Here is a 20,375-nt window from a genome sequence, read left to right on the forward strand (position 1 = left end):
CCTGCTTTCACCCTTGCGATTTGTCTGACAAAAGCCGCCGACTTTATGGCTAAATCCGCTGAATTTATGTACGGAATTACTGTAATTCAGCCGTGTGATGCCGCTCTCCTATGGAGAATCAATTTCCCGCTAAAACTATTTCCAGCACAGATGTCCATCTGATGCATGGGCGCTAATGCCTTGTTTTTTGAACTTTTAACAATAGCAATTATTTCTGTTCCCTACATAAAAGCGTGTTTAAGCCGGAGTTTACCATGCACAAATTCACTAAAGCGTTGGCGGCCATCGGCCTGGCTGCCGTTATGTCACAATCCGCTATCGCTGAAACCATGAAGCTCGGGTTTCTGGTTAAACAGCCGGAAGAACCCTGGTTCCAGACTGAGTGGAAATTCGCTGACAAAGCGGGCAAAGAGTTAGGTTTCGAGGTGATTAAAATCGCCGTCCCGGATGGCGAAAAAACGCTGAACGCCATTGATAGCCTGGCGGCCAGCGGCGCGAAAGGGTTTGTCATCTGTACGCCGGATCCGAAACTGGGCTCCGCTATCATGGCGAAAGCACGCGGTTACGACATGAAAGTGATTGCCGTCGATGACCAGTTCGTCAATGCCAAAGGCAAGCCGATGGAGACCGTTCCGCTGGTGATGATGGCGGCCAGCGAAATCGGCGCGCGTCAGGGCGAAGAGCTTTATAAAGAGATGCAAAAACGCGGCTGGGACGTAAAAGAGACCGGCGTGATGGCAATTACTGCGAACGAACTCGACACCGCCCGTCGCCGTACCTCCGGCTCGATGGACGCGCTGAAAAAAGCCGGCTTCCCGGAAAAACAGATCTACCAGGTGCCGACCAAATCTAACGATATCCCCGGCGCATTCGATGCCGGTAACTCCCTGCTGGTACAGCACCCGGAAGTGAAACACTGGCTGGTGCTCGGTATGAACGATAACACCGTGCTGGGCGGCGTGCGCGCCACTGAAGGCCAGGGCTTTAAAGCGGCAGATGTGATTGGCATCGGTATTAACGGTGTCGATGCGGTGAGTGAACTGTCGAAAGGGCAGGCCACCGGCTTCTATGGATCTCTGCTGCCAAGCCCGGACGTGCATGGCTATAAAACCAGCGAGCTGCTCTACAACTGGGTGACCAAAGGCGTTGAGCCGCCGAAGTTCACCGCGGTGACCGATGTGGTGCTGATCACCCGTGATAACTTCAAAGAAGAGCTGGCGAAGAAAGGACTGTAAGGCTCTGTCGGTTGCGCTCCCCGTGCAAACGGGGAGCCTGTCGTACCCTCAACTGCTTCACGGAGACGTTATGCAACACTCCACTCCCTATCTTTCGTTTCGCGGCATCAGCAAAACCTTTCCCGGCGTCAAAGCGCTGAGCGATATCACTTTTGACTGTTATGCCGGGCAGGTGCACGCGCTGATGGGCGAAAATGGCGCGGGGAAATCCACCCTGCTGAAGATCCTCAGCGGTAACTACGCCCCCACCGGCGGTACGCTGGCGATCAAAGGCGAAGAGGTGGTGTTTAGCGACACCACTGCGGCGCTGAATGCCGGCGTGGCGATCATCTATCAGGAGCTGCACCTGGTGCCGGAGATGACCGTCGCGGAAAATATCTACCTTGGTCAACTGCCGCAAAAAGGCGGCATTGTGAACCGCTCGCTGCTCAACTACGAAGCGGGCCTGCAATTACAGCATCTGGGGCTGGATATCGATCCCCAGACGCCACTTAAGTATCTCTCTATCGGTCAATGGCAGATGGTGGAGATTGCCAAAGCGCTGGCGCGCAACGCCAAAGTGATCGCCTTTGACGAACCGACCAGTTCCCTTTCGGCACGTGAAATTGACAACCTGTTCCGCGTGATCCGCGAACTGCGCAAAGAGGGCAGGGTGATCCTCTATGTTTCGCACCGTATGGAGGAGATTTTTGCCCTCAGCGACGCCATTACCGTCTTTAAAGATGGCCGCTACGTGCGCACCTTTAGCGATATGCAGCAGGTCAACCACGATCAGCTGGTACAGGCAATGGTCGGGCGCGAACTGGGCGATATCTATGGCTGGCAACCGCGCCCCTGTGGCGAAGAGCGTCTGCGTCTGGAGCAGGTGAAAGCGCCGGGCGTACGCACGCCCATCAGCTTAAACGTGCGCAGCGGCGAAATCGTTGGCCTCTTTGGTCTGGTCGGTGCCGGGCGCAGCGAACTCATGAAAGGGCTGTTCGGCGGGACGAAGATCACCGAAGGGCAGGTCTTTATCGATGGCGAAGCGATCAACATCCAGAAACCCGCCCACGCCATTCGCGCAGGGATGATGCTCTGCCCGGAAGATCGTAAAGCCGAAGGGATTATCCCGGTGCACTCGGTGCAGGAGAACATCAATATCAGCGCCCGGCGTAAATACATTCGCGCAGGCTGCCTGATAAACGATGGCTGGGAGAGCGAGAACGCCGCGCACCATATTCGCGCGCTCAATATCAAAACCCCCGGTGCCGAACAGCTGATTATGAATCTCTCCGGCGGCAACCAGCAGAAGGCGATCCTCGGTCGCTGGCTGTCGGAGGAGATGAAAGTGATCCTGCTCGATGAGCCGACGCGCGGTATTGATGTGGGTGCCAAGCATGAGATTTACAACGTGATATACGCGCTGGCCGCGCGTGGCGTCGCGGTGCTCTTTGCTTCAAGTGACTTACCCGAAGTGCTCGGCGTTGCCGACCGCATCGTGGTGATGCGCGAAGGGGAGATTGCCGGTGAGGTGCTACACGGACAGAGTGATGAACAGCAGGTGTTGAGCCTGGCTATGCCAAAAGTGAGCCAGGCGGTCGCCTGAGTGAGGAGAAAACGATGTCATCTTTAACAACGGCCCGCGCGCCGAAAAAGTCGCCCTTTAGCGTCGGACGCATCTGGGATCAGTTTGGCATGCTGGTGGTCTTCGCGGTGCTGTTTATCGGCTGCGCGGTGTTTGTGCCGAACTTCGCCTCCTTCGTCAATATGAAGGGGCTGGGGCTGGCGATCTCAATGTCCGGAATGGTTGCCTGCGGCATGCTTTTCTGCCTCGCCTCCGGCGATTTCGATCTCTCGGTCGCCTCGGTGATTGCCTGCGCCGGTGTGACCACGGCGGTGGTGATTAACCTCAGCGAAAGCTTGTGGATCGGCGTTGCCGCCGGTTTGCTGCTCGGTGTGGTCAGCGGCTTTATTAACGGTTTCGTCATTGCCCGCTTAAAGATCAACGCCCTGATCACAACCCTTGCGACCATGCAGATTGTACGCGGGCTGGCTTATATCATCTCTGATGGTAAAGCGGTCGGCATCGAAGATGAGCGTTTCTTCGAGCTTGGCTACGCTAACTGGCTGGGTTTGCCTGCGCCAATCTGGCTGACGGTTGGCTGCCTGATTATCTTCGGCTTTCTGCTTAATCGCACCACCTTTGGTCGCAATACGCTGGCGATTGGCGGTAATGAAGAGGCCGCTCGGCTGGCTGGTGTGCCGGTGGTGCGTACCAAAATCATCATCTTTGTGCTTTCCGGGCTGGTGTCGGCGGCGGCGGGGATTATTCTCGCTTCGCGCATGACCAGCGGACAGCCGATGACCTCCATCGGTTATGAGCTGATCGTCATTTCGGCCTGCGTATTGGGTGGGGTTTCGCTCAAAGGCGGCATAGGAAAAATCTCGTATGTAGTGGCAGGTATTCTGATTCTTGGCACCGTTGAGAACGCCATGAACCTGCTCAATATCTCCCCCTTCTCGCAGTACGTCGTACGCGGTCTGATCCTACTGGCAGCAGTGATCTTCGACCGTTACAAGCAGAAAGCGAAGCGCACGGTATAACGCTAACTGCTTAAATTATCGACACAACCTTTCAGTGTAATTCCCCCTTTAACCAGCCGCGAATGCGGCTGGTCTTTCATTGTTAAAATGGCGAGCGGCGTCACACTGTCTATACTTACATAGCTAATGATAATGGGCCGCAGCGAAATATCGGCTCACATGATGAATGTAAGGAGGAAACAAGGGTGGACGACGCGTTATCAAAACCGCCTCTCTTTTCCGGTGATTTTGCCTTTTTTTTCGATTTGGATGGCACCCTCGCTGATATTAAACCGCGCCCGGATGAAGTTTTCATTCCGGAACAGGTGCTGACCAGACTTTCATTGCTTGCAGAGATGAATAACGGCGCGCTGGCGTTAATTTCAGGGCGCTCTATTAGCGAGCTTGATGAGCTCGTTAAACCGTATCGTTTCCCGCTTGCCGGTGTTCACGGGGCAGAGCGGCGCGATATCTCCGGTCAAACGGAGCGGGTGACATTACCGAAAGAGGTGCTTATTCCGCTGGAGCAGGCGCTTCGGCACGGGCTGGCGTCGCTTGACGGCGTCGTGCTGGAAACCAAAGGGATGGCATTCGCACTGCACTATCGCCAGGCACCGCAGCATGAAGAAGCGGTCTTTGCCCTGGCCCAACAGATGGTTGATACCTTCCCGCAACTGGCCATGCAGCCAGGCAAATGTGTGGTTGAACTGAAACCGTCAGACATTCATAAGGGCGCGGCCATTGAAGCCTTTCTGCGCACGCCGCCCTTCACCGGCAGGAAACCGGTGTTTCTTGGTGACGATCTTACTGATGAACATGGTTTTGAAACCGTCAATAAACTGGGCGGTATCTCGATTAAAGTCGGTTCAGGCGAAACCCACGCACAGTGGCGGCTGAACGACGTTCGGGATGTTCATCACTGGTTGGAACGTATGTCCGAGTATCAAAAACAAGAAGAAAAGGCGCTAACAAACAGGAGAGATGGCTATGAGTCGCTTAGTCGTAGTATCTAATCGAATTGCACCGCCTGATGATAAAAAAGCCAGTGCTGGCGGACTGGCAGTCGGTATTTTGGGCGCACTGAAAGCCGCAGGCGGCGTCTGGTTTGGCTGGAGCGGCGAAATCGGCGATGAAGATCAACCGTTGAAAGAGGTGAGCAAAGGGAACATTACCTGGGTCTCCTTCAACCTCAGCGAAGAGCATCACGAGCAGTATTACAATCAGTTTTCTAACGCCGTGCTGTGGCCCGCTTTCCACTACCGTCTCGACCTGGTGAAATTCCAGCGCGAAGCGTGGGATGGCTATCAGGAAGTGAACGCCTTACTGGCCGATAAGCTGGTGCCGCTGCTGAAAGAGGATGACATTCTCTGGATCCACGATTATCACCTGCTGCCGTTTGCCAACGAGCTGCGTAAACGCGGCGTGAAAAACCAGATTGGCTTCTTCCTGCACATTCCTTTCCCGACGCCGGAGATCTTCAACGCCCTGCCGCCGCATGCGGAGCTGCTGGAGCAGCTGTGCGATTACGATCTGCTCGGCTTCCAGACCGAGAGCGATCGCACCGCGTTCCTCGACAGCGTGTCGATGCAGACGCGCCTCAGCACGCGTAACAGTAAAGAGCATATGGCGTGGGGCAGAAATTTCCGTACCGAAGTCTACCCGATCGGTATTGAGCCGAATGAGATTGCTCAGCAGGCATCCGGCCCGCTGCCGCCTAAACTGGCGCAACTGAAAGCGGAGCTGAAGAATGTGAAGAACATCTTCTCCGTTGAGCGTCTGGACTACTCCAAAGGTTTACCGGAGCGTTTCCTCGCTTATGAGACGCTGCTGGAGAAATTCCCCGAGCACCACGGCAAAATCCGCTATACGCAGATTGCGCCGACCTCGCGCGGTGAAGTGCAGGCTTATCAGGATATCCGTCACCAGCTGGAGACGGAAGCGGGGCGTATTAACGGTAAATATGGCCAGCTTGGCTGGACGCCGCTCTACTACCTCAACCAGCATTTCGATCGCAAAGTGCTGATGAAGGTCTTCCGTTACGCCGAAGTGGGTCTGGTGACGCCACTGCGTGACGGTATGAACCTGGTAGCGAAAGAGTACGTGGCGGCGCAGGATCCGGAAAACCCGGGGGTGCTGGTGCTGTCGCAGTTTGCCGGTGCGGCGAACGAGCTGACTTCCGCATTGCTGGTTAACCCTTACGATCGTGACGATGTGGCTGCGGCACTCGACCGTGCGCTGCGCATGCCGCTGGCAGAGCGTATTTCGCGCCATGCGGAGATGCTGAAGATCATTCAGGATAATGATATCGACCACTGGCAGCAGAGGTTTATCAGCGACCTAAAGCAAATCACGCCACGTAGCGCGCAGAGCGAGCTACAAAACAAAGTGGCGACCTTCCCGAAACTGGCTTAAGCCGTAAAACAGAACGCTCCCGCGAAAACGGGAGCGTTTTTTTATCCCTTCAGCGACACCAGCAGCACATCTACCTCGCTGTTCTTCACAATACTCTTCGCCGAACAGGCCGCCCGCGAGAAAAAGGTCTGGTTATGGTTGCCGCATATCACCAGATCGACCCCCCTGGTGCGGCAGACATGCGCGATATGCTCACACAATTCGCCCGTGGCGATCAGCGTCTGCTCAATCGGATAAGTTGTATTGGTTACCAATTCGTTAAGAAACTGTTGCAATTCTTCTTGTAAGAGGGTTCGGACACTCTCCATCATCGGTGCAGCAAGCTGATTGTAGAGTTCGGGGTCGGCGGCAAGGGTAATTAATGTGATGCGGGCGTGAGAAGGGCGAGCAATATCAATCGCTTTGGCGAGTAGCTGATGACTTTCCGGGGTCATCGCCACCGCAACCAGAAGATGCGCGTAGGCCATTGCGTTCTCCACGAGGTATTCCAGTTTTTCTCACCATTACTCTGTTTCACGCTCCAGCGCAAGCCACGAACATTGCCACTCTGTGAAGGTAATCATAAATATTCATTAATTATTCTTACGTAACAGAGCGTACATATAATAAGCATGTTAACCAAAATTGAATACCTAACTGAAATTTAAAGAATATATCGCTAAATTCCTCCGCAGTTCATCAGGCTCATTAACGAAATCGAAATGGTAACTTAAGTCAACTAATTAGCAGCACTAAAATCTTAACTTATTGTTTTGTAAGTATATTTATTTATGTGTCTGCAATAGATACGTTTTGCTGAATCGAGGCTTTCTAGCATGTCATACCTCTGACCAGTAGCGCTTTTTTGCGGTTGGTACTGCATTAGTATTCGTACTAGTGGAATAAAAAAGGGTTCAATCGAGCAATAAAACATCAAATCACAAGCGAGACTGATAGATTTCTGATCAATAATCACGTAAATTATGTGACGTGGATCACAAAAATTTCAAATTCCCGCTCTGTTCAGATTGTATGTCTCAGCACCTACGAGTACAGTTGCGTCGAATTAGGAAAAATCTTAGTTCTTTGTAAGAAATGATTAAGAGAGCAGCAAGGCATTAACATCTCAACGAAGCGCCTTGCTCGCGAGATCCTGAGTCAGTTATGCATTTAGCCTTTCTTTTTTATACCGGGTTTTTTCCCGGCGACATCACGGGGTGCGGCTTAGCCGCATAAGATTCAAGTTGGTTATTCTGGATGGGAAAAATGCATACATCCGAGTTGCTGAAACACGTTTACGATATCAATCTGTCATATTTACTCCTTGCTCAGCGTCTGATTAGCCAGGACAAAGCCTCCGCCATGTTCCGTTTAGGGATTAATGAAGAGATGGCAAACACGCTGGGTGAATTAACCCTGCCGCAAATGGTGAAATTGGCTGAAACCAATCAGCTTATCTGTCAGTTCCGTTTTGACAATCATCAGACAATCACTCGTCTGACCCAGGAATCGCGTGTGGATGACTTGCAGCAAGTCCATACCGGTATTTTGCTTTCAACCCGCCTGCTCAACGAATCATCTAAAAACGGCGACGCGGCCAGGAAGAAAAGGGCTTAACTATGAGTGAGAAAAGCATTGTTCAGGAAGCACGCGACATTCAGTTAGCAATGGAACTGATTACGCTGGGTGCGCGTTTACAGATGCTGGAGAGTGAGACGCAGCTTAGCCGCGGTCGTCTTATCAAACTCTATAAAGAGTTGCGTGGTAGCCCGCCGCCAAAAGGCATGCTGCCATTCTCCACCGACTGGTTTATGACCTGGGAACAAAACATCCACGCGTCGATGTTCTGCAACGCCTGGCAGTTTTTGTTAAAAACCGGTCTGTGCAGCGGCGTTGACGCAGTCATTAAAGCTTACCGACTCTACCTCGAACAGTGCCCTCATTCTGATGAAGGCCCGCTGCTGGCGCTGACTCGCGCCTGGACGCTGGTCCGTTTCATGGAAAGCGGAATGCTGGAGTTGTCGCGCTGTAACTGCTGCAGCGGTAACTTTGTTACCCATGCTCATCAGCCTGTTGGTAGCTTTGCCTGCAGTTTATGCCAGCCGCCGTCCCGCGCGGTAAAAAGACGTAAACTTTCGCCGGAAGCTGCCGATATTATTCCACAACTGCTGGAAGAACAGATCGATCAGGCTGTTTAACCGAATAAGGTGGAATCAAAACTCCAGCAGCGGTGCTTTAATGCCGCTGCTTTTTTTTGCCCGCCGTTCGTGAAAACCCTCCGAAATGTTTCTCTTAAGCCTTAGTCATTAGCAGAAGGATGATGTCGTGCTTATCGTAATAGGTTACCTGATAGTAGTTGGTGCAGTCTTAGGCGGTTATATGATGACCGGCGGTCACCTTGGGGCACTGTATCAACCCTCTGAACTGATTATTATCGGCGGGGCGGGTGTGGGTGCATTCATTGTGGGCAACAACGGCAAAGCCATCAAAGGCACAATGAAAGCGTTGCCGCTGCTGTTTCGCCGCTCTAAGTACACCAAAAGTATGTATATGGACCTGCTGGCGCTGCTCTATCGCCTGATGGCGAAATCACGTCAGCAGGGGATGTTCTCCCTCGAAAGAGATATTGAGAACCCGAAAGAGAGCGAGATTTTCGCCAGCTACCCGCGCATTCTGGCTGATGCCACCATGCTGGAGTTTATTGTCGATTATCTGCGTCTCATCATCAGCGGCAACATGAACACCTTCGAGATCGAAGCGCTGATGGATGAGGAAATCGAGACCCACGAGAGCGAGGCTGAAGTACCTGCCAACGCCCTTGCGGCGATTGGCGATTCGCTTCCGGCATTCGGTATCGTTGCGGCGGTAATGGGTGTGGTTCACGCACTCGCCTCGGCGGATCGTCCGGCGGCAGAGCTGGGCGCACTGATTGCCCACGCGATGGTGGGGACGTTCCTCGGCATCCTGCTGGCGTACGGTTTTATCTCGCCGCTGGCAAGCGTGCTGCGCCAGAAAAGTGCGGAAACCGCCAAGATGATGCAGTGCGTCAAGATCACGCTGCTGTCGAACCTGAACGGTTATGCACCGCCAATCGCGGTCGAGTTTGGTCGTAAAACGCTTTACTCAAGCGAGCGTCCATCGTTTGTCGAGCTGGATGAGCACGTACGTGCTGTCCGCAACCCTAACCAACAGACGACAACCGAGGACGCATGAAAAATCAGGCCCATCCTATCGTCGTAGTTAAACGAAAAAAACATAAAGGCCATGGTGGCGGCGGTCATGGCTCGTGGAAAATCGCCTATGCCGACTTTATGACGGCGATGATGGCGTTCTTCCTGGTCATGTGGCTGATCTCCATCTCCAGCCCGAAAGAGTTGATTCAGATTGCGGAATATTTCCGCACGCCGCTGGCAACAGCGGTCACCGGTGGGCCGCGTATTTCCAATAGCGACAGCCCCATTCCGGGCGGTGGCGATGACTACACACAGCAACAAGGCGAAGTGCAAAAACAGCCGAATATTGATGATTTGAAACGCCGCATGGAGCAGTCGCGCCTGAGCAAACTGCGCGGCGATCTGGACCAGCTGATCGAAGCGGATCCGAAGCTGCGCGCACTGCGCCCGCACCTGAAGATCGATCTGGTACAGGAAGGGCTGCGCATCCAGATTATCGACAGCCAGAACCGGCCGATGTTTAAAACCGGCAGTGCCGAAGTCGAGCCTTACATGCGCGATATTTTACGGGCGATTGCCCCGGTGCTTAACGGCATCCCGAATAAAGTGAGTCTTTCCGGCCATACCGATGATGCCCCGTACGCCAACGGCGACAAAGGGTACAGCAACTGGGAGCTCTCAGCCGATCGTGCAAACTCATCGCGCCGCGAGCTGGTTGCCGGTGGGCTGGATGATGGCAAGGTAATGCGTGTTGTCGGCATGGCCGCCACCATGCGCCTGGTCAACCGCGGACCTGATGAAGCCATCAACCGCCGAATAAGTCTTTTGGTGCTCAACAAACAGGCAGAAGCGGCCATTCTGCATGAGAACGCCGAGAGTCAAAGTGCGCCAATAAGCGCCATTACACAGCCTGAGCCCGCAGAGCCGGCAGCCCCCGCGCCAGCCCCTGCGTCTCCGGTAGCAGTTCCCACATCGCCACAAGCCAATCCGAGGTGATAGCGTGAGCATGGATATTAGTGATTTTTACCAGACATTCTTTGATGAGGCCGACGAACTGTTGGCCGATATGGAACAACATTTATTGGACCTGGTGCCGGAAGCACCTGATTCAGAACAGCTCAACGCCATCTTCCGCGCCGCTCACTCTATTAAAGGTGGTGCGGGAACGTTTGGCTTTACCATTCTGCAGGAAACCACGCACCTGATGGAGAACCTGCTGGATGAGGCACGGCGTGGCGAAATGCAGCTCAACACCGACATTATCAACCTGTTTTTGGAAACCAAAGATATTATGCAAGAACAGCTCGACGCCTATAAAAGCTCGCAAGAGCCGGATGCTGCCAGCTTCGAATATATCTGCAACGCTCTGCGCCAGCTGGCGCTGGAAGCGAAAGGCGAAGCCGCTCCGGCTGCCGGCAGCGCGAAGCTCTCTGTTGTTGAAAGCACCGCGCAGGCTGTCGACGCTGCCCCGGCTGCGGCGAACGACGGCAAACTGCGCGTCGTGCTTTCGCGCCTGAAGGAGAGCGAAGTTGCCCTGCTGGAAGAGGAGTTGGGTAACCTCGGTACGCTGAGCGATGTGGTCAAAGGCAGTAATAGCCTGAGCGCCACCATCGATGGCGGTCTCGGTGAAGATGACATTATTGCGGTGCTCTGCTTTGTTATCGAAGCGGATCAGATCGCCTTTGAGAAAGCCGCTGCGCCAGCTGCCGTTGACACGGTTGCCGACGCTGCGCCAGAAGAAGAGGCCGAAGCCGCTGTTCCTGCCGTTCAGGCAGCTGCCGCACCAGCGCTGAAAGCCGTTGCCAAAGAGCCGCAGCCTGCTGGTCGTGAAAAACCGGCGCGCGCCGCCAGTGAGTCCACCAGCATCCGCGTAGCGGTAGAGAAGGTTGACCAGCTGATTAACCTGGTCGGCGAACTGGTGATCACCCAGTCAATGCTGGCCCAGCGCTCCAACGAGCTGGATCCGGTGACCCATGGCGACCTGATCACCAGCATGAGCCAGCTGCAGCGTAACGCCCGCGATCTGCAAGAGTCGGTAATGTCGATTCGTATGATGCCGATGGAGTATGTCTTCAGCCGCTTCCCGCGTCTGGTACGCGACCTGGCCACCAAGCTGGATAAACAGGTAGAACTGACCCTGCAGGGTAGCTCGACCGAACTCGATAAGAGCCTGATCGAACGTATTATCGATCCGTTAACGCACCTGGTGCGTAACAGCCTCGACCACGGTATCGAAACGCCGGAAAAACGCGTTGAAGCGGGTAAATCGCCGATTGGTAACCTGATCCTCTCCGCAGAACATCAGGGCGGCAACATCTGCATCGAAGTGACCGATGATGGTGCTGGCCTTAACCGCGACCGTATCCTTGCCAAAGCGCTTTCTCAGGGCATGGCCGTGAGCGAAAGCATGACCGATGAAGAAGTTGGCATGCTGATCTTTGCTCCGGGCTTCTCCACCGCAGAGCAGGTGACAGACGTCTCCGGCCGCGGCGTGGGCATGGACGTGGTGAAACGTAACATCCAGGAGATGGGCGGCCACGTTGAGATCAAATCGAAGCAGGGCACCGGTACCACTATCCGTATCCTGCTGCCGCTGACGCTGGCGATCCTCGACGGCATGTCAGTGAAAGTGAATAACGAAGTCTTTATCCTGCCGCTCAACGCCGTCATGGAGTCGTTGCAGCCGCGCGAAGAAGATCTGCATCCGCTGGCGGGCGGCGAGCGCGTACTGGAAGTACGTGGCGAATACCTGCCGCTGGTTGAGTTGTGGAAAGTGTTTGACGTGGCCGGGGCAAAAACCGAAGCCACGCAGGGAATTGTTGTCATTCTGCAGAGCGCAGGTCGTCGCTATGCGCTGCTGGTCGATCAGCTGATTGGTCAGCACCAGGTGGTGGTGAAAAACCTGGAGAGCAACTATCGCAAAGTGCCGGGGATTTCTGCCGCCACCATCCTTGGTGATGGTAGCGTCGCGCTGATTGTGGACGTCTCAGCGCTGCAGGGATTGAATCGTGAACATCGTATGGCGCACACAGCCGCCTGATTTAGTTAAGAAGGTATAAAACATGACCGGTATGAGTAATGTAGCAAAACTGGCGGGCGAGCCATCAGGTCAGGAGTTCCTGGTCTTCACTTTGGGCGATGAAGAGTACGGCATCGATATTCTCAAAGTGCAGGAGATTCGTGGCTATGATCAGGTTACCCGCATCGCCAACACCCCTGATTTCATCAAGGGCGTCACCAACCTGCGCGGCGTGATCGTGCCCATCGTCGACCTGCGCGTGAAGTTCAGCCAGGGCGAAGTGGAATATAACGAAAACACCGTGGTGATCGTGCTGAATCTTGGTCAGCGTGTGGTCGGTATCGTGGTTGACGGCGTTTCCGACGTACTGTCGCTCGCCTCTGACCAGATCCGCCCGGCACCGGAATTCGCCGTGACCCTGTCGACCGAATACCTGACCGGCCTCGGCGCGCTCGGCGACCGTATGCTGATTCTGGTAAACATCGAAAAACTGCTCAACAGCGACGAGATGGCGCTGCTGGACATCGCGGCGACCCACGTCGCGTAACGCACCCGGCGGGTGAAGCCCTTCACCCGCCCGTTTCTTCCTTCTGCGCTCGCCACTTCAGTTACCCTTAAGTGACTATTCAACCTTCCTAACTGCATGATTTTGCGGTGATATCATATATGGTGATATTTATCACAAATTCAGACATATATTTGTTACATTTTCAGCACTTTTACCTCGGTTTTGCCATTAACCCTCTGATGCAATTCATTAAAAATGCTTACCTGTCCGTTACATTTTATCGCCCGGATAAAGTGGTTGGTTTTCAGCGCCTCATCTAAATTTCAGTTAAACCGCTTTTTACGACTGATTTTATTGACTCTTTTCCGGCCGCCTCATTGATTGGGCAATGTGGCGCGCGCGGGATCGCTGGAGATGACACATGAACAGAAAACTTCTTTATGTACTGGCTGGCGGCGCGTTAATGGTGGCCGGACAAAGTGCCTGGGCGGTCACCAGTAGCGGGACGATTGGCGCAACATTGACCCTCACGAATGGGTGTCTGATTAACGGCTCGCCGAGCCAGAACGGTATCAACTTCGGTACCCTCGATTTTGGTACCCACCCGGCAACCTTCTCCCAGCTCACCACACAGCTGACCGGCGCCAACGGCGGCAACAGCTTCACGGTGCAGTGCACCACCACCGACTACACCGTGCAGGTCACCGGCAACACTAACTCCACCGCGCCGGGTAACGTCGTCGGTACACCGGGCACACCGGCCCGTTATCTGGTGAATACCGCCGATACCACCCGCGGCGTGGCATACAGCCTCTACAGTGATAGCGGCTTCAGTAACGTTATTGCCAACAACACCAATATTCCTCGCGCCTCTACGTCCGGCGGCGTTGATAACTACACCCTTTACGGCCGTATCACCGGCGGCGGCAACAGCGTCACCGTGGTGCCGGGTACCTACACCGACGTGATCAACGTGAGCGTCACGTACTAGTCCTCCGCCAATGAAAAGGGAGAGCGTGCGAGCCGCCCGGCAGGGTGGCCGGGCAGTGCTGCGCGCATTATCAGGAGGAGTGGTGCTGGCTATGCTGGCGCAACCGGCTGCGCTGGCGGTCACCACGCAGACTTTTACCGTTGGCGCAACGATTACGCCAGGTTGCGCCGTGGTCACCGGCAGCGGCGCGGCGCTCGGCACGCTCAATTTTGGCACCCGCTCGGGCGTTGAAAAAGGGCAGGTGACCAGCGCCTTTGTCCCTAATGCCTCCCTCTCACTGGGCTGCACGCCCGGCGTGGCGCTCAGTATGAGTATCAGCGGCGGCAACTACTATTCGACGGTGCGCAATATGCAGCGCAGCGGCGGCGTAGAGCGGGTGCCATACCGCCTCTACACCAGCAGCACGCTGGCACCTAATACGGAAATCGGCGTCAACCAGCCGGTTCCGGTCACTATCACCGATAGCAATAACATTTCGCTCGCCATCTTTGGCGCAGCGCAGCTCACCGGCTTCAGCCCGGCGGGAACCTACAGCGATCAACTCACCGTGACATTGTCATGGTGATAAGGGAGAGGGAATGAATGTCAACCTGGGCCGCCGCGCGGCAGGATGTATGCTGGCGGGGGCGTTGACCCTTGCAGCGGGAAACGCGCAGGCCGCGGCCACAATTCTGATCTGGCCAATCGATCCCTGGCTGGATGCAACCACTAACGCCACCGAGTTGTGGATCCAGAATCAGGGTGAAACCCCCACCACTATGCAGGTGCGTATTGTCCGCTGGACGCAGGAGGGCGGGCTTGAGCGTTACCAGCAGCAGGGCGACGTGGTCGCCAGCCCACCAATTGTGCAGATCGCACCCGACAGCAAACAGCTGATCCGCCTGATTAAGCAGGCCGCGATCCCGGCCGGTAAAGAGCAGGCTTACCGCATTATTGTCGATGAGATCCCGCAGCCGGACGATCCGAACAAACCGAAGATTGGCCTCAAGCTACAGATGCGTTACTCCATTCCGCTGTTTGTTTACGGGCAGGGCGTTAAGACGGAGGCCGAAGGGGCGCACCACGCCTTTGTGCAACCGGCAAAACTACACTGGCGCGTGGTTCGTGAAGGGGGGCAGGCACAGCTGGAAGTGCGCAATGATGATGATATCCACGTCCGGCTGAGCAAAGTGCGCGTGCGCCAGGGGGGGCAGATGCGGCAGGTCGCCGACGGGCTATTAGGCTATGTGCTGCCGCACAGTGCCCGGCGCTGGCCTCTGCCCGCCGGAGTGAGCAATCCATCGGCGCTGGAAGCATCGATTAACGCACGGGATGAGCAATGGCAGCCGTCAGCAGGAAACTGATTATTGCAGCCGCAATAATGTTACCCGGCGCAGCCGCCTGGGGTCAGCCGGGAGATGATGGTTTACCCCCGCCGCCGGATGCGCAGAGCATCAACCAGCAGGCGGAGTTTCACCTTGCGCTGGTGATCAACTATTACGATACCCAGCAAGTGGTGCCGGTAACGCGGCGGCTCAACGATTTTTTTCTTAAGCGTGCCGATCTGCTCCACGCCGGGCTGCCGCCGGATCATCTGCCCGAAGGTGAGGTGAATGTTTCTGCACTGCCCAACGTGCGCGTCGAGTATGACAGCGCCGGGCAGCGCCTGCTGCTGTTTGTCCCGCAGGAGTGGGTTCCGGCGCGTTATACCTCATTCAATGAAGGTGGCCGACGCAGCGAGCCAAAATATGGCCGCGGCGCGGTGCTCAACTACGACCTTTATACCAGCACGACTGAACATATTGGCAGCCAGGCCGCGTTATGGAATGAGTTCCGCTTCTTTACCGGCAATGCGGTTTTCTCCTCCACCGGCGCGCTGCGCCAGACGCTAAGCGGCTCCCTGCGTCAGCGGGAGGGCTATATGCGCTATGACACTTCGCTGATGTTTAATAACGAAGAGGATGCCACGCAGTGGGAAGTGGGGGATGTGATCTCGGAAGCCCTCAGCTGGAGCAGCAGCGTGCGCGTCGGCGGGATCCGTTACGGGCGCGACTTCACATTACGTCCGGATCTCGTCACCTGGCCGCTGCCCTCTTTCTCCGGCGAAGCGGCGGTGCCCACCTCGGTTGACCTTTTTATTAACGGCTACCGCGCCGGTAACCGGCAGCTCCAGCCGGGGCCGTTTACCCTCACCAACATGCCCTATATCAACGGCGCGGGGGATGCGGTGCTGGTCACTACCGATGCCCTCGGGCGGCGCGTCAGCACCACGCTGCCCTTTTATGTCGCCAGCGAGCTGTTAAAGCCAGGGCTGAGCGACGGGGCGATCACCATCGGTTCGTTACGGCGCAACTACGGCATTGAAAATTTTGATTACGGCCCGCTGGTGGGCAGCGGCTCATACCGCCATGGCATCACGGACTGGTTAACGCTGGAGGGGCACGCTGAAGGGGCACAATCGCTGACGCTCGGCGGCGCGGGCGCGGTTGTGCGCCTGGGGCGTCTCGGCGTGATGAACGGTGCCTGGACCGAGAGCCGCATGTTCGGCGATGCAGGCAACCAGCTCAACTGGGGTTACCAATACAACACCAGCCTGTTTAGCATCAACACTCAGCACAGCCGCCGCAACCGTGAATTTGGCAACCTTGCGCTCTACGACCAGCGCGCCAGCTACGACGATATGCGCCAGAACGGGCGCTGGCCGGTCGCCAGCTACAGCCGCAATACCGACCAGTACTCGCTCTCTTTCAACATGGGCGATTATGGCAACATTGGCGCGGCGTGGATCGGCGTGCGCAGTTTTGACAATCAGAAAACCGAACTGCTGAACTTCTCCTGGAGCCGCAATCTGTGGGGCTCCAGCAGTATGAACCTCGCCGCCAGCCGCGATAACCAGCGCGGCGACTGGACCTTTGGTCTCTCGGTGCAGATCCCGATTGGCGAGCGTGACAGCGCCGCCTTCAGTATGGAGAGAACCCCGGATGCCGGCTCCACGCAGCGCGTGAACTACAGCCATGCGATGCCCACCGATGGCGGCCTGAGCTGGAATATGTCGCTGGCGCACCAGTCGCAGGCGAGAAGTTACCAGCAGGGCACGCTTGGCTGGCGCAATAACAACGTCGAATTGCAGGGCGGTGGCTATGGCGAGCGCGGCAAGATGACCTGGTGGGGTGAAACGATTGGCGCGGTGGTGCTGATGGACGGTCAGCTGTTTGCCGCTAACCGTATCAACGATGCCTTCGCGGTGATCAGCACCGGCGGCCATGCAGGCGTACCGGTTAACTATGAAAACCAGCCGGTAGGCGAAACGGATAAGAATGGCTACCTGCTGGTGAGCGGCGTGTCGGCTTACTATCCGGCGAGTTACAGCATCAACACTCTCAATCTTCCCGCCGATACCCAGCTTAAGAATACGGAGCGCAAAATCGCGCTACGCCGCCAGAGCGGTTACCTGATTGAGTTCCCGATGGTGCAGGAGCGCGTCGCCAGCGTCATCCTTCATGATGAGCAGGGGCTGGCGATCCCGGTCGGCAGCCAGGTGGAGCGCAGCGGTAAAGCGCCCGCGGTGGTGGGGTATGACGGTATCGCCTGGCTGGAGAACCTTGAGAACGTCAACCCGCTGCTTATCCGCCTGCCGGAAGGGGGAGAGTGTAAAACCGAGTTCACCCTTAGCGCCAACCCCGAACATAAATTGCAGACCTACGGGCCGCTTACCTGTCAGAGGAATCCATAATGCGTCGGCTACTTTTCCTGTTTCTGCTGCTCTGCGCGGCCCCGGCCTGGTCGGCCTGTACGGTCAGCACCGTCAATGGCGCGTTCGGTACCGTCACATCCTTTGTCCTCAACGCCGGGGCACAAACCACGACCGGCAGATTGCTGGTGCGCTGCGATGCGATACTGAACCTGCTGACCAATGACTCCGTCACCTTAACCCTGACGGGGGCGACGGTGACGGCAACTAACCGGGCGGCAATGAAGCGCAGTGATAACGCCGCGATCACTGATACCATTCCGGTGCGGCTCTGCGGCCAGGCCAACTGCGCAAACAACAGTGAGATGACCATCGGTGGCAATAGCTACACCTGGAGCGGTGCCGCGCTGCTCGAACTGCTCGGCTCGCGCACCTACAACTTACCGCTCTACTTTCTTACCGTGCCGGGGCAGCATGTCAGCGCCGGGCCTTACCAGGTGACGCTTAACTTCAGCGTCGCGTATAACGTCTGTTCTGCGGGCGCGGTCGGTATCTGCTTATCCTCGCAGCGGGGCACCGCGGTCACCAGCCTGCAACTAACCGGCACCATCACTAATGATTGCACCACCATCAGCGCGCCGAACGTCAATTTCGGCAGCGCGCCGCTGGTGCGAAATTTCCAAACCGTTTCGCAATCTGTCTCCATTACTTGCACCAAAGGGAGCAGTTACACTGTCGGAATTAATAACGGTCTCTACGCCAACGGCAGCGTGCGTAATATGGCGAGCGGCACTAATCGTCTCAGTTATGAGATTTATAAAGCCGGCACCACCAGCCGCTGGGGCAGTATCGGCGCCGAGCGCTGGGCCAGCGATGCTTCATCGCAGATGAGCGCCGATGGGCTGCTGCGCACCTACAACTACACCGCGCAGGTGCTGACCACGCAGACCACGCCGCCTGGCGGAACCTACAGCGATACCTTAACGGTGGATATTGTGTTTTAAGCGCAAATTTATTTCCTTTTCGCAAATGTAAAGTTCCCAGGCCGGATGCCGATAACACCGTTAATAACTCATCAATAAGGTGTTTGTTGCATGTTGAACCGTATCCGCGTCGTTACTCTGCTTATGAGTGTGCTGGTGGTCTTTGCCCTGTTACAGCTCGTCTCTGGCGGACTCTTTTTTTCGTCGCTTAAACAGAACCAGCAAAGTTTTGCGGTCTCCAACGATCTGCGTATGCAACAAACAGAACTGGGCAAAGCCTGGGAGCTGATGCTGCAAACGCGTATCAACCTGAGCCGCTCCTCCGCGCGGATGTTGCTCGACCCGAACAACCAGCAGAGCAGCGCCAAAACCGACCTGCTTAACAGCGCAAAAGCGTCGCTTGCCGATGCTGCCAAACATTACGATGCCTTCCGCCAGCTGCCGACGATGCCGGAGATGGATAGCGCGCGTCAGGCCCTTGATGAGAAATACCAGACTTACCACGCCGCCCTGAGCGAGCTGGTGCAGTTCCTCGAAAGCGGCAATATGAACAGCTTTCTCGCCCAGCCGACCCAGGGGATGCAAAACGCCCTCGGCGCGGCGATGAGCAACTATGCCACTCTGAGTGACAGCCTCTATCGCAATGCCTGGGAGCAGAGCGTCAGCGACTACAACTTCGCCAAATGGCAGATGGCGATCCTCGCCCTCGCGCTGGTGATTGTGCTGGCTGGTGTCTGGTATGGCATCCGCCGTATTCTGCTCTCGCCGCTCTCCTCGGTGATTGCCCATATCCGTGAAATTGCTGGCGGTAACCTTGCCCACACGCTGCGCATTGATGGTCGCAGCGAGATGACCGAGCTGGCGCAGAGCGTGGACCATATGCAGACCGCGCTGATCGATACCGTCACCAACGTGCGTCAGGGGTCGGATGCGATCTACTCCGGCACCAGCGAAATCGCCGCCGGTAACAACGATCTCTCCTCGCGTACCGAAGAGCAGGCCTCTGCGCTGGAGCAAACCGCTGCCAGCATGGAAGAGCTGACCGCAACGGTGAAACAGAACGCCGAGAACGCCCGTCAGGCTTCGCTGCTGGCGCAGAGCGCCTCCGAAACCGCCGAGCGCGGCGGCAAAGTGGTCGACGGCGTGGTGAAAACCATGCATGAGATCGCCAACAGTTCGCAGAAAATCGCCGACATTATTAGTGTTATCGACGGCATTGCCTTCCAGACCAACATCCTCGCCCTTAACGCGGCGGTGGAGGCAGCGCGCGCCGGTGAGCAGGGTCGCGGCTTTGCGGTGGTTGCGGGCGAAGTGCGCAATCTGGCCAGCCGAAGTGCGAACGCCGCCAAAGAGATCAAATCTTTAATTGAAGATTCTGTCTCCCGTGTCGATACCGGTTCTGTACTGGTTGGAAGTGCAGGGGAGACGATGCTCGATATCGTCAACGCCGTAACGCGCGTCAATGACATCATGGGCGAGATTGCTTCCGCCTCCGATGAGCAGAGCCGCGGTATCGATCAGGTGGCGCTGGCCGTCTCCGAGATGGACCGCGTGACGCAGCAGAACGCCTCGCTGGTGCAGCAGTCCGCTGCCGCGGCGGCGGCGCTGGAGGAGCAGGCGAGCCGACTGACGCAAGCCGTCTCCGCCTTCCGTCTGACCGCGACAGTGGGCAAAGCGCAGGCCGCACTGCAACCGGCGATGAGTGCGACGCTCGCTCCGGCACGCAGCCGCGCTGTTGCCGCCGGGAAAGAAGAGAACTGGGAAACGTTTTAAGCAGGGTTGCAACGCCGGGTGGTCACGCCCGGTAACAGAATAAAGATGAAAAATATGTCACACCACAAAA

At 56.1% G+C, this 20,375-nt stretch carries 18 protein-coding genes; 17 read left to right on the forward strand and 1 reads right to left on the reverse strand.

Annotated features, from left to right (window positions below; translation table 11 throughout):
- Positions 1-254 precede the first annotated feature (254 nt).
- The 5 genes from N7V53_RS09600 to otsA all read left to right on the forward strand — a co-directional run bounded on the left by N7V53_RS09600 (position 255) and on the right by otsA (position 6,209).
- Entirely contained in the window at positions 255-1,235 is a 981-nt protein-coding gene (locus N7V53_RS09600; RefSeq protein WP_128482714.1) for an arabinose ABC transporter substrate-binding protein, read from the forward strand.
- A gap of 70 nt (positions 1,236-1,305) precedes the next feature.
- Positions 1,306-2,820 (forward strand): L-arabinose ABC transporter ATP-binding protein AraG, encoded by a 1,515-nt coding sequence (gene araG, locus N7V53_RS09605; protein WP_054803254.1) that lies wholly within the window; start codon positions 1,306-1,308, stop codon positions 2,818-2,820.
- A gap of 14 nt (positions 2,821-2,834) precedes the next feature.
- Positions 2,835-3,818: an L-arabinose ABC transporter permease AraH gene (gene araH, locus N7V53_RS09610; RefSeq protein ID WP_023480059.1), complete on the forward strand. Its 984-nt coding sequence runs from the start codon at positions 2,835-2,837 to the stop codon at positions 3,816-3,818.
- 185 nt (positions 3,819-4,003) lie between these two features.
- The gene (otsB, locus tag N7V53_RS09615; RefSeq protein WP_023480150.1) at positions 4,004-4,810 is read left to right on the forward strand and encodes a trehalose-phosphatase; all 807 of its coding nucleotides are present in this window, start codon (positions 4,004-4,006) and stop codon (positions 4,808-4,810) included.
- On the forward strand, positions 4,785-6,209 hold the full coding sequence (gene otsA / locus N7V53_RS09620) for an alpha,alpha-trehalose-phosphate synthase (protein ID WP_279793214.1): 1,425 nt from the start codon (positions 4,785-4,787) through the stop codon (positions 6,207-6,209). Before otsB ends, otsA begins: the two co-directional genes overlap by 26 nt.
- A 41-nt stretch (positions 6,210-6,250) precedes the next feature.
- Here the strand turns inward: otsA and uspC are convergent, their stop codons facing one another.
- Positions 6,251-6,676 carry a universal stress protein UspC gene (uspC, locus tag N7V53_RS09625; protein WP_279793215.1) on the reverse strand — a complete coding sequence of 142 codons (426 nt, stop codon included), beginning with the start codon at positions 6,674-6,676 and terminating at the stop codon, positions 6,251-6,253.
- Positions 6,677-7,454: 778 nt separating this feature from the next.
- Here uspC and flhD point away from each other — a divergent pair.
- The 12 genes from flhD to tar all read left to right on the forward strand — a co-directional run bounded on the left by flhD (position 7,455) and on the right by tar (position 20,305).
- Positions 7,455-7,805: a flagellar transcriptional regulator FlhD gene (gene flhD / locus N7V53_RS09630; RefSeq protein ID WP_023480187.1), complete on the forward strand. Its 351-nt coding sequence runs from the start codon at positions 7,455-7,457 to the stop codon at positions 7,803-7,805.
- Positions 7,806-7,807: 2 nt separating this feature from the next.
- Positions 7,808-8,386 carry a flagellar transcriptional regulator FlhC gene (gene flhC, locus N7V53_RS09635; protein WP_279793216.1) on the forward strand — a complete coding sequence of 193 codons (579 nt, stop codon included), beginning with the start codon at positions 7,808-7,810 and terminating at the stop codon, positions 8,384-8,386.
- A gap of 127 nt (positions 8,387-8,513) precedes the next feature.
- A complete protein-coding gene (gene motA, locus N7V53_RS09640) occupies positions 8,514-9,401 on the forward strand; it encodes a flagellar motor stator protein MotA (RefSeq protein WP_034813190.1) in 888 nt (295 codons plus the stop codon).
- A complete protein-coding gene (gene motB, locus N7V53_RS09645; RefSeq protein WP_023480067.1) occupies positions 9,398-10,357 on the forward strand; it encodes a flagellar motor protein MotB in 960 nt (319 codons plus the stop codon). The genes motA and motB overlap by 4 nt, the downstream gene beginning before the upstream one ends.
- A 10-nt stretch (positions 10,358-10,367) precedes the next feature.
- A complete protein-coding gene (cheA, locus tag N7V53_RS09650) occupies positions 10,368-12,401 on the forward strand; it encodes a chemotaxis protein CheA (protein ID WP_235180450.1) in 2,034 nt (677 codons plus the stop codon).
- 22 nt (positions 12,402-12,423) lie between these two features.
- The gene (gene cheW / locus N7V53_RS09655) at positions 12,424-12,927 is read left to right on the forward strand and encodes a chemotaxis protein CheW (RefSeq protein WP_023480148.1); all 504 of its coding nucleotides are present in this window, start codon (positions 12,424-12,426) and stop codon (positions 12,925-12,927) included.
- A 382-nt stretch (positions 12,928-13,309) separates the two neighbouring features.
- Positions 13,310-13,879: a spore coat protein U domain-containing protein gene (locus tag N7V53_RS09660; protein WP_094420761.1), complete on the forward strand. Its 570-nt coding sequence runs from the start codon at positions 13,310-13,312 to the stop codon at positions 13,877-13,879.
- A 91-nt stretch (positions 13,880-13,970) separates the two neighbouring features.
- Positions 13,971-14,444 (forward strand): spore coat U domain-containing protein, encoded by a 474-nt coding sequence (locus N7V53_RS09665; protein WP_050019360.1) that lies wholly within the window; start codon positions 13,971-13,973, stop codon positions 14,442-14,444.
- A gap of 13 nt (positions 14,445-14,457) precedes the next feature.
- Entirely contained in the window at positions 14,458-15,222 is a 765-nt protein-coding gene (locus N7V53_RS09670) for a molecular chaperone (protein WP_279793218.1), read from the forward strand.
- Positions 15,198-17,591: a fimbria/pilus outer membrane usher protein gene (locus N7V53_RS09675; RefSeq protein ID WP_279793219.1), complete on the forward strand. Its 2,394-nt coding sequence runs from the start codon at positions 15,198-15,200 to the stop codon at positions 17,589-17,591. The genes N7V53_RS09670 and N7V53_RS09675 overlap by 25 nt, the downstream gene beginning before the upstream one ends.
- On the forward strand, positions 17,591-18,553 hold the full coding sequence (locus tag N7V53_RS09680; RefSeq protein ID WP_279793220.1) for a spore coat U domain-containing protein: 963 nt from the start codon (positions 17,591-17,593) through the stop codon (positions 18,551-18,553). Before N7V53_RS09675 ends, N7V53_RS09680 begins: the two co-directional genes overlap by 1 nt.
- A gap of 90 nt (positions 18,554-18,643) precedes the next feature.
- Positions 18,644-20,305 (forward strand): methyl-accepting chemotaxis protein II, encoded by a 1,662-nt coding sequence (tar, locus tag N7V53_RS09685; RefSeq protein WP_023480126.1) that lies wholly within the window; start codon positions 18,644-18,646, stop codon positions 20,303-20,305.
- Positions 20,306-20,375: the final 70 nt, after the last annotated feature.

Source organism: Kosakonia sp. HypNH10, from assembly GCF_029850615.1.
GTDB lineage: Bacteria > Pseudomonadota > Gammaproteobacteria > Enterobacterales > Enterobacteriaceae > Kosakonia > Kosakonia cowanii.

What these genes read in the sequence shown, in the direction of transcription:
- otsA (WP_279793214.1), top strand. Translation starts at nt 4,785, where the DNA reads ATGAGTCGCTTAGTCGTAGTATCTAATCGAATTGCACCGCCTGATGAT.
- araH (WP_023480059.1), top strand. Translation starts at nt 2,835, where the DNA reads ATGTCATCTTTAACAACGGCCCGCGCGCCGAAAAAGTCGCCCTTTAGC.
- flhD (WP_023480187.1), top strand. Translation starts at nt 7,455, where the DNA reads ATGCATACATCCGAGTTGCTGAAACACGTTTACGATATCAATCTGTCA.
- cheW (WP_023480148.1), top strand. Translation starts at nt 12,424, where the DNA reads ATGACCGGTATGAGTAATGTAGCAAAACTGGCGGGCGAGCCATCAGGT.
- N7V53_RS09600 (WP_128482714.1), top strand. Translation starts at nt 255, where the DNA reads ATGCACAAATTCACTAAAGCGTTGGCGGCCATCGGCCTGGCTGCCGTT.
- araG (WP_054803254.1), top strand. Translation starts at nt 1,306, where the DNA reads ATGCAACACTCCACTCCCTATCTTTCGTTTCGCGGCATCAGCAAAACC.
- tar (WP_023480126.1), top strand. Translation starts at nt 18,644, where the DNA reads ATGTTGAACCGTATCCGCGTCGTTACTCTGCTTATGAGTGTGCTGGTG.
- motB (WP_023480067.1), top strand. Translation starts at nt 9,398, where the DNA reads ATGAAAAATCAGGCCCATCCTATCGTCGTAGTTAAACGAAAAAAACAT.
- N7V53_RS09670 (WP_279793218.1), top strand. Translation starts at nt 14,458, where the DNA reads ATGAATGTCAACCTGGGCCGCCGCGCGGCAGGATGTATGCTGGCGGGG.
- flhC (WP_279793216.1), top strand. Translation starts at nt 7,808, where the DNA reads ATGAGTGAGAAAAGCATTGTTCAGGAAGCACGCGACATTCAGTTAGCA.
- uspC (WP_279793215.1), bottom strand. Translation starts at nt 6,676, where the DNA reads ATGGCCTACGCGCATCTTCTGGTTGCGGTGGCGATGACCCCGGAAAGT.
- N7V53_RS09660 (WP_094420761.1), top strand. Translation starts at nt 13,310, where the DNA reads ATGAACAGAAAACTTCTTTATGTACTGGCTGGCGGCGCGTTAATGGTG.
- N7V53_RS09675 (WP_279793219.1), top strand. Translation starts at nt 15,198, where the DNA reads ATGGCAGCCGTCAGCAGGAAACTGATTATTGCAGCCGCAATAATGTTA.
- N7V53_RS09680 (WP_279793220.1), top strand. Translation starts at nt 17,591, where the DNA reads ATGCGTCGGCTACTTTTCCTGTTTCTGCTGCTCTGCGCGGCCCCGGCC.
- N7V53_RS09665 (WP_050019360.1), top strand. Translation starts at nt 13,971, where the DNA reads ATGCTGGCGCAACCGGCTGCGCTGGCGGTCACCACGCAGACTTTTACC.
- cheA (WP_235180450.1), top strand. Translation starts at nt 10,368, where the DNA reads ATGGATATTAGTGATTTTTACCAGACATTCTTTGATGAGGCCGACGAA.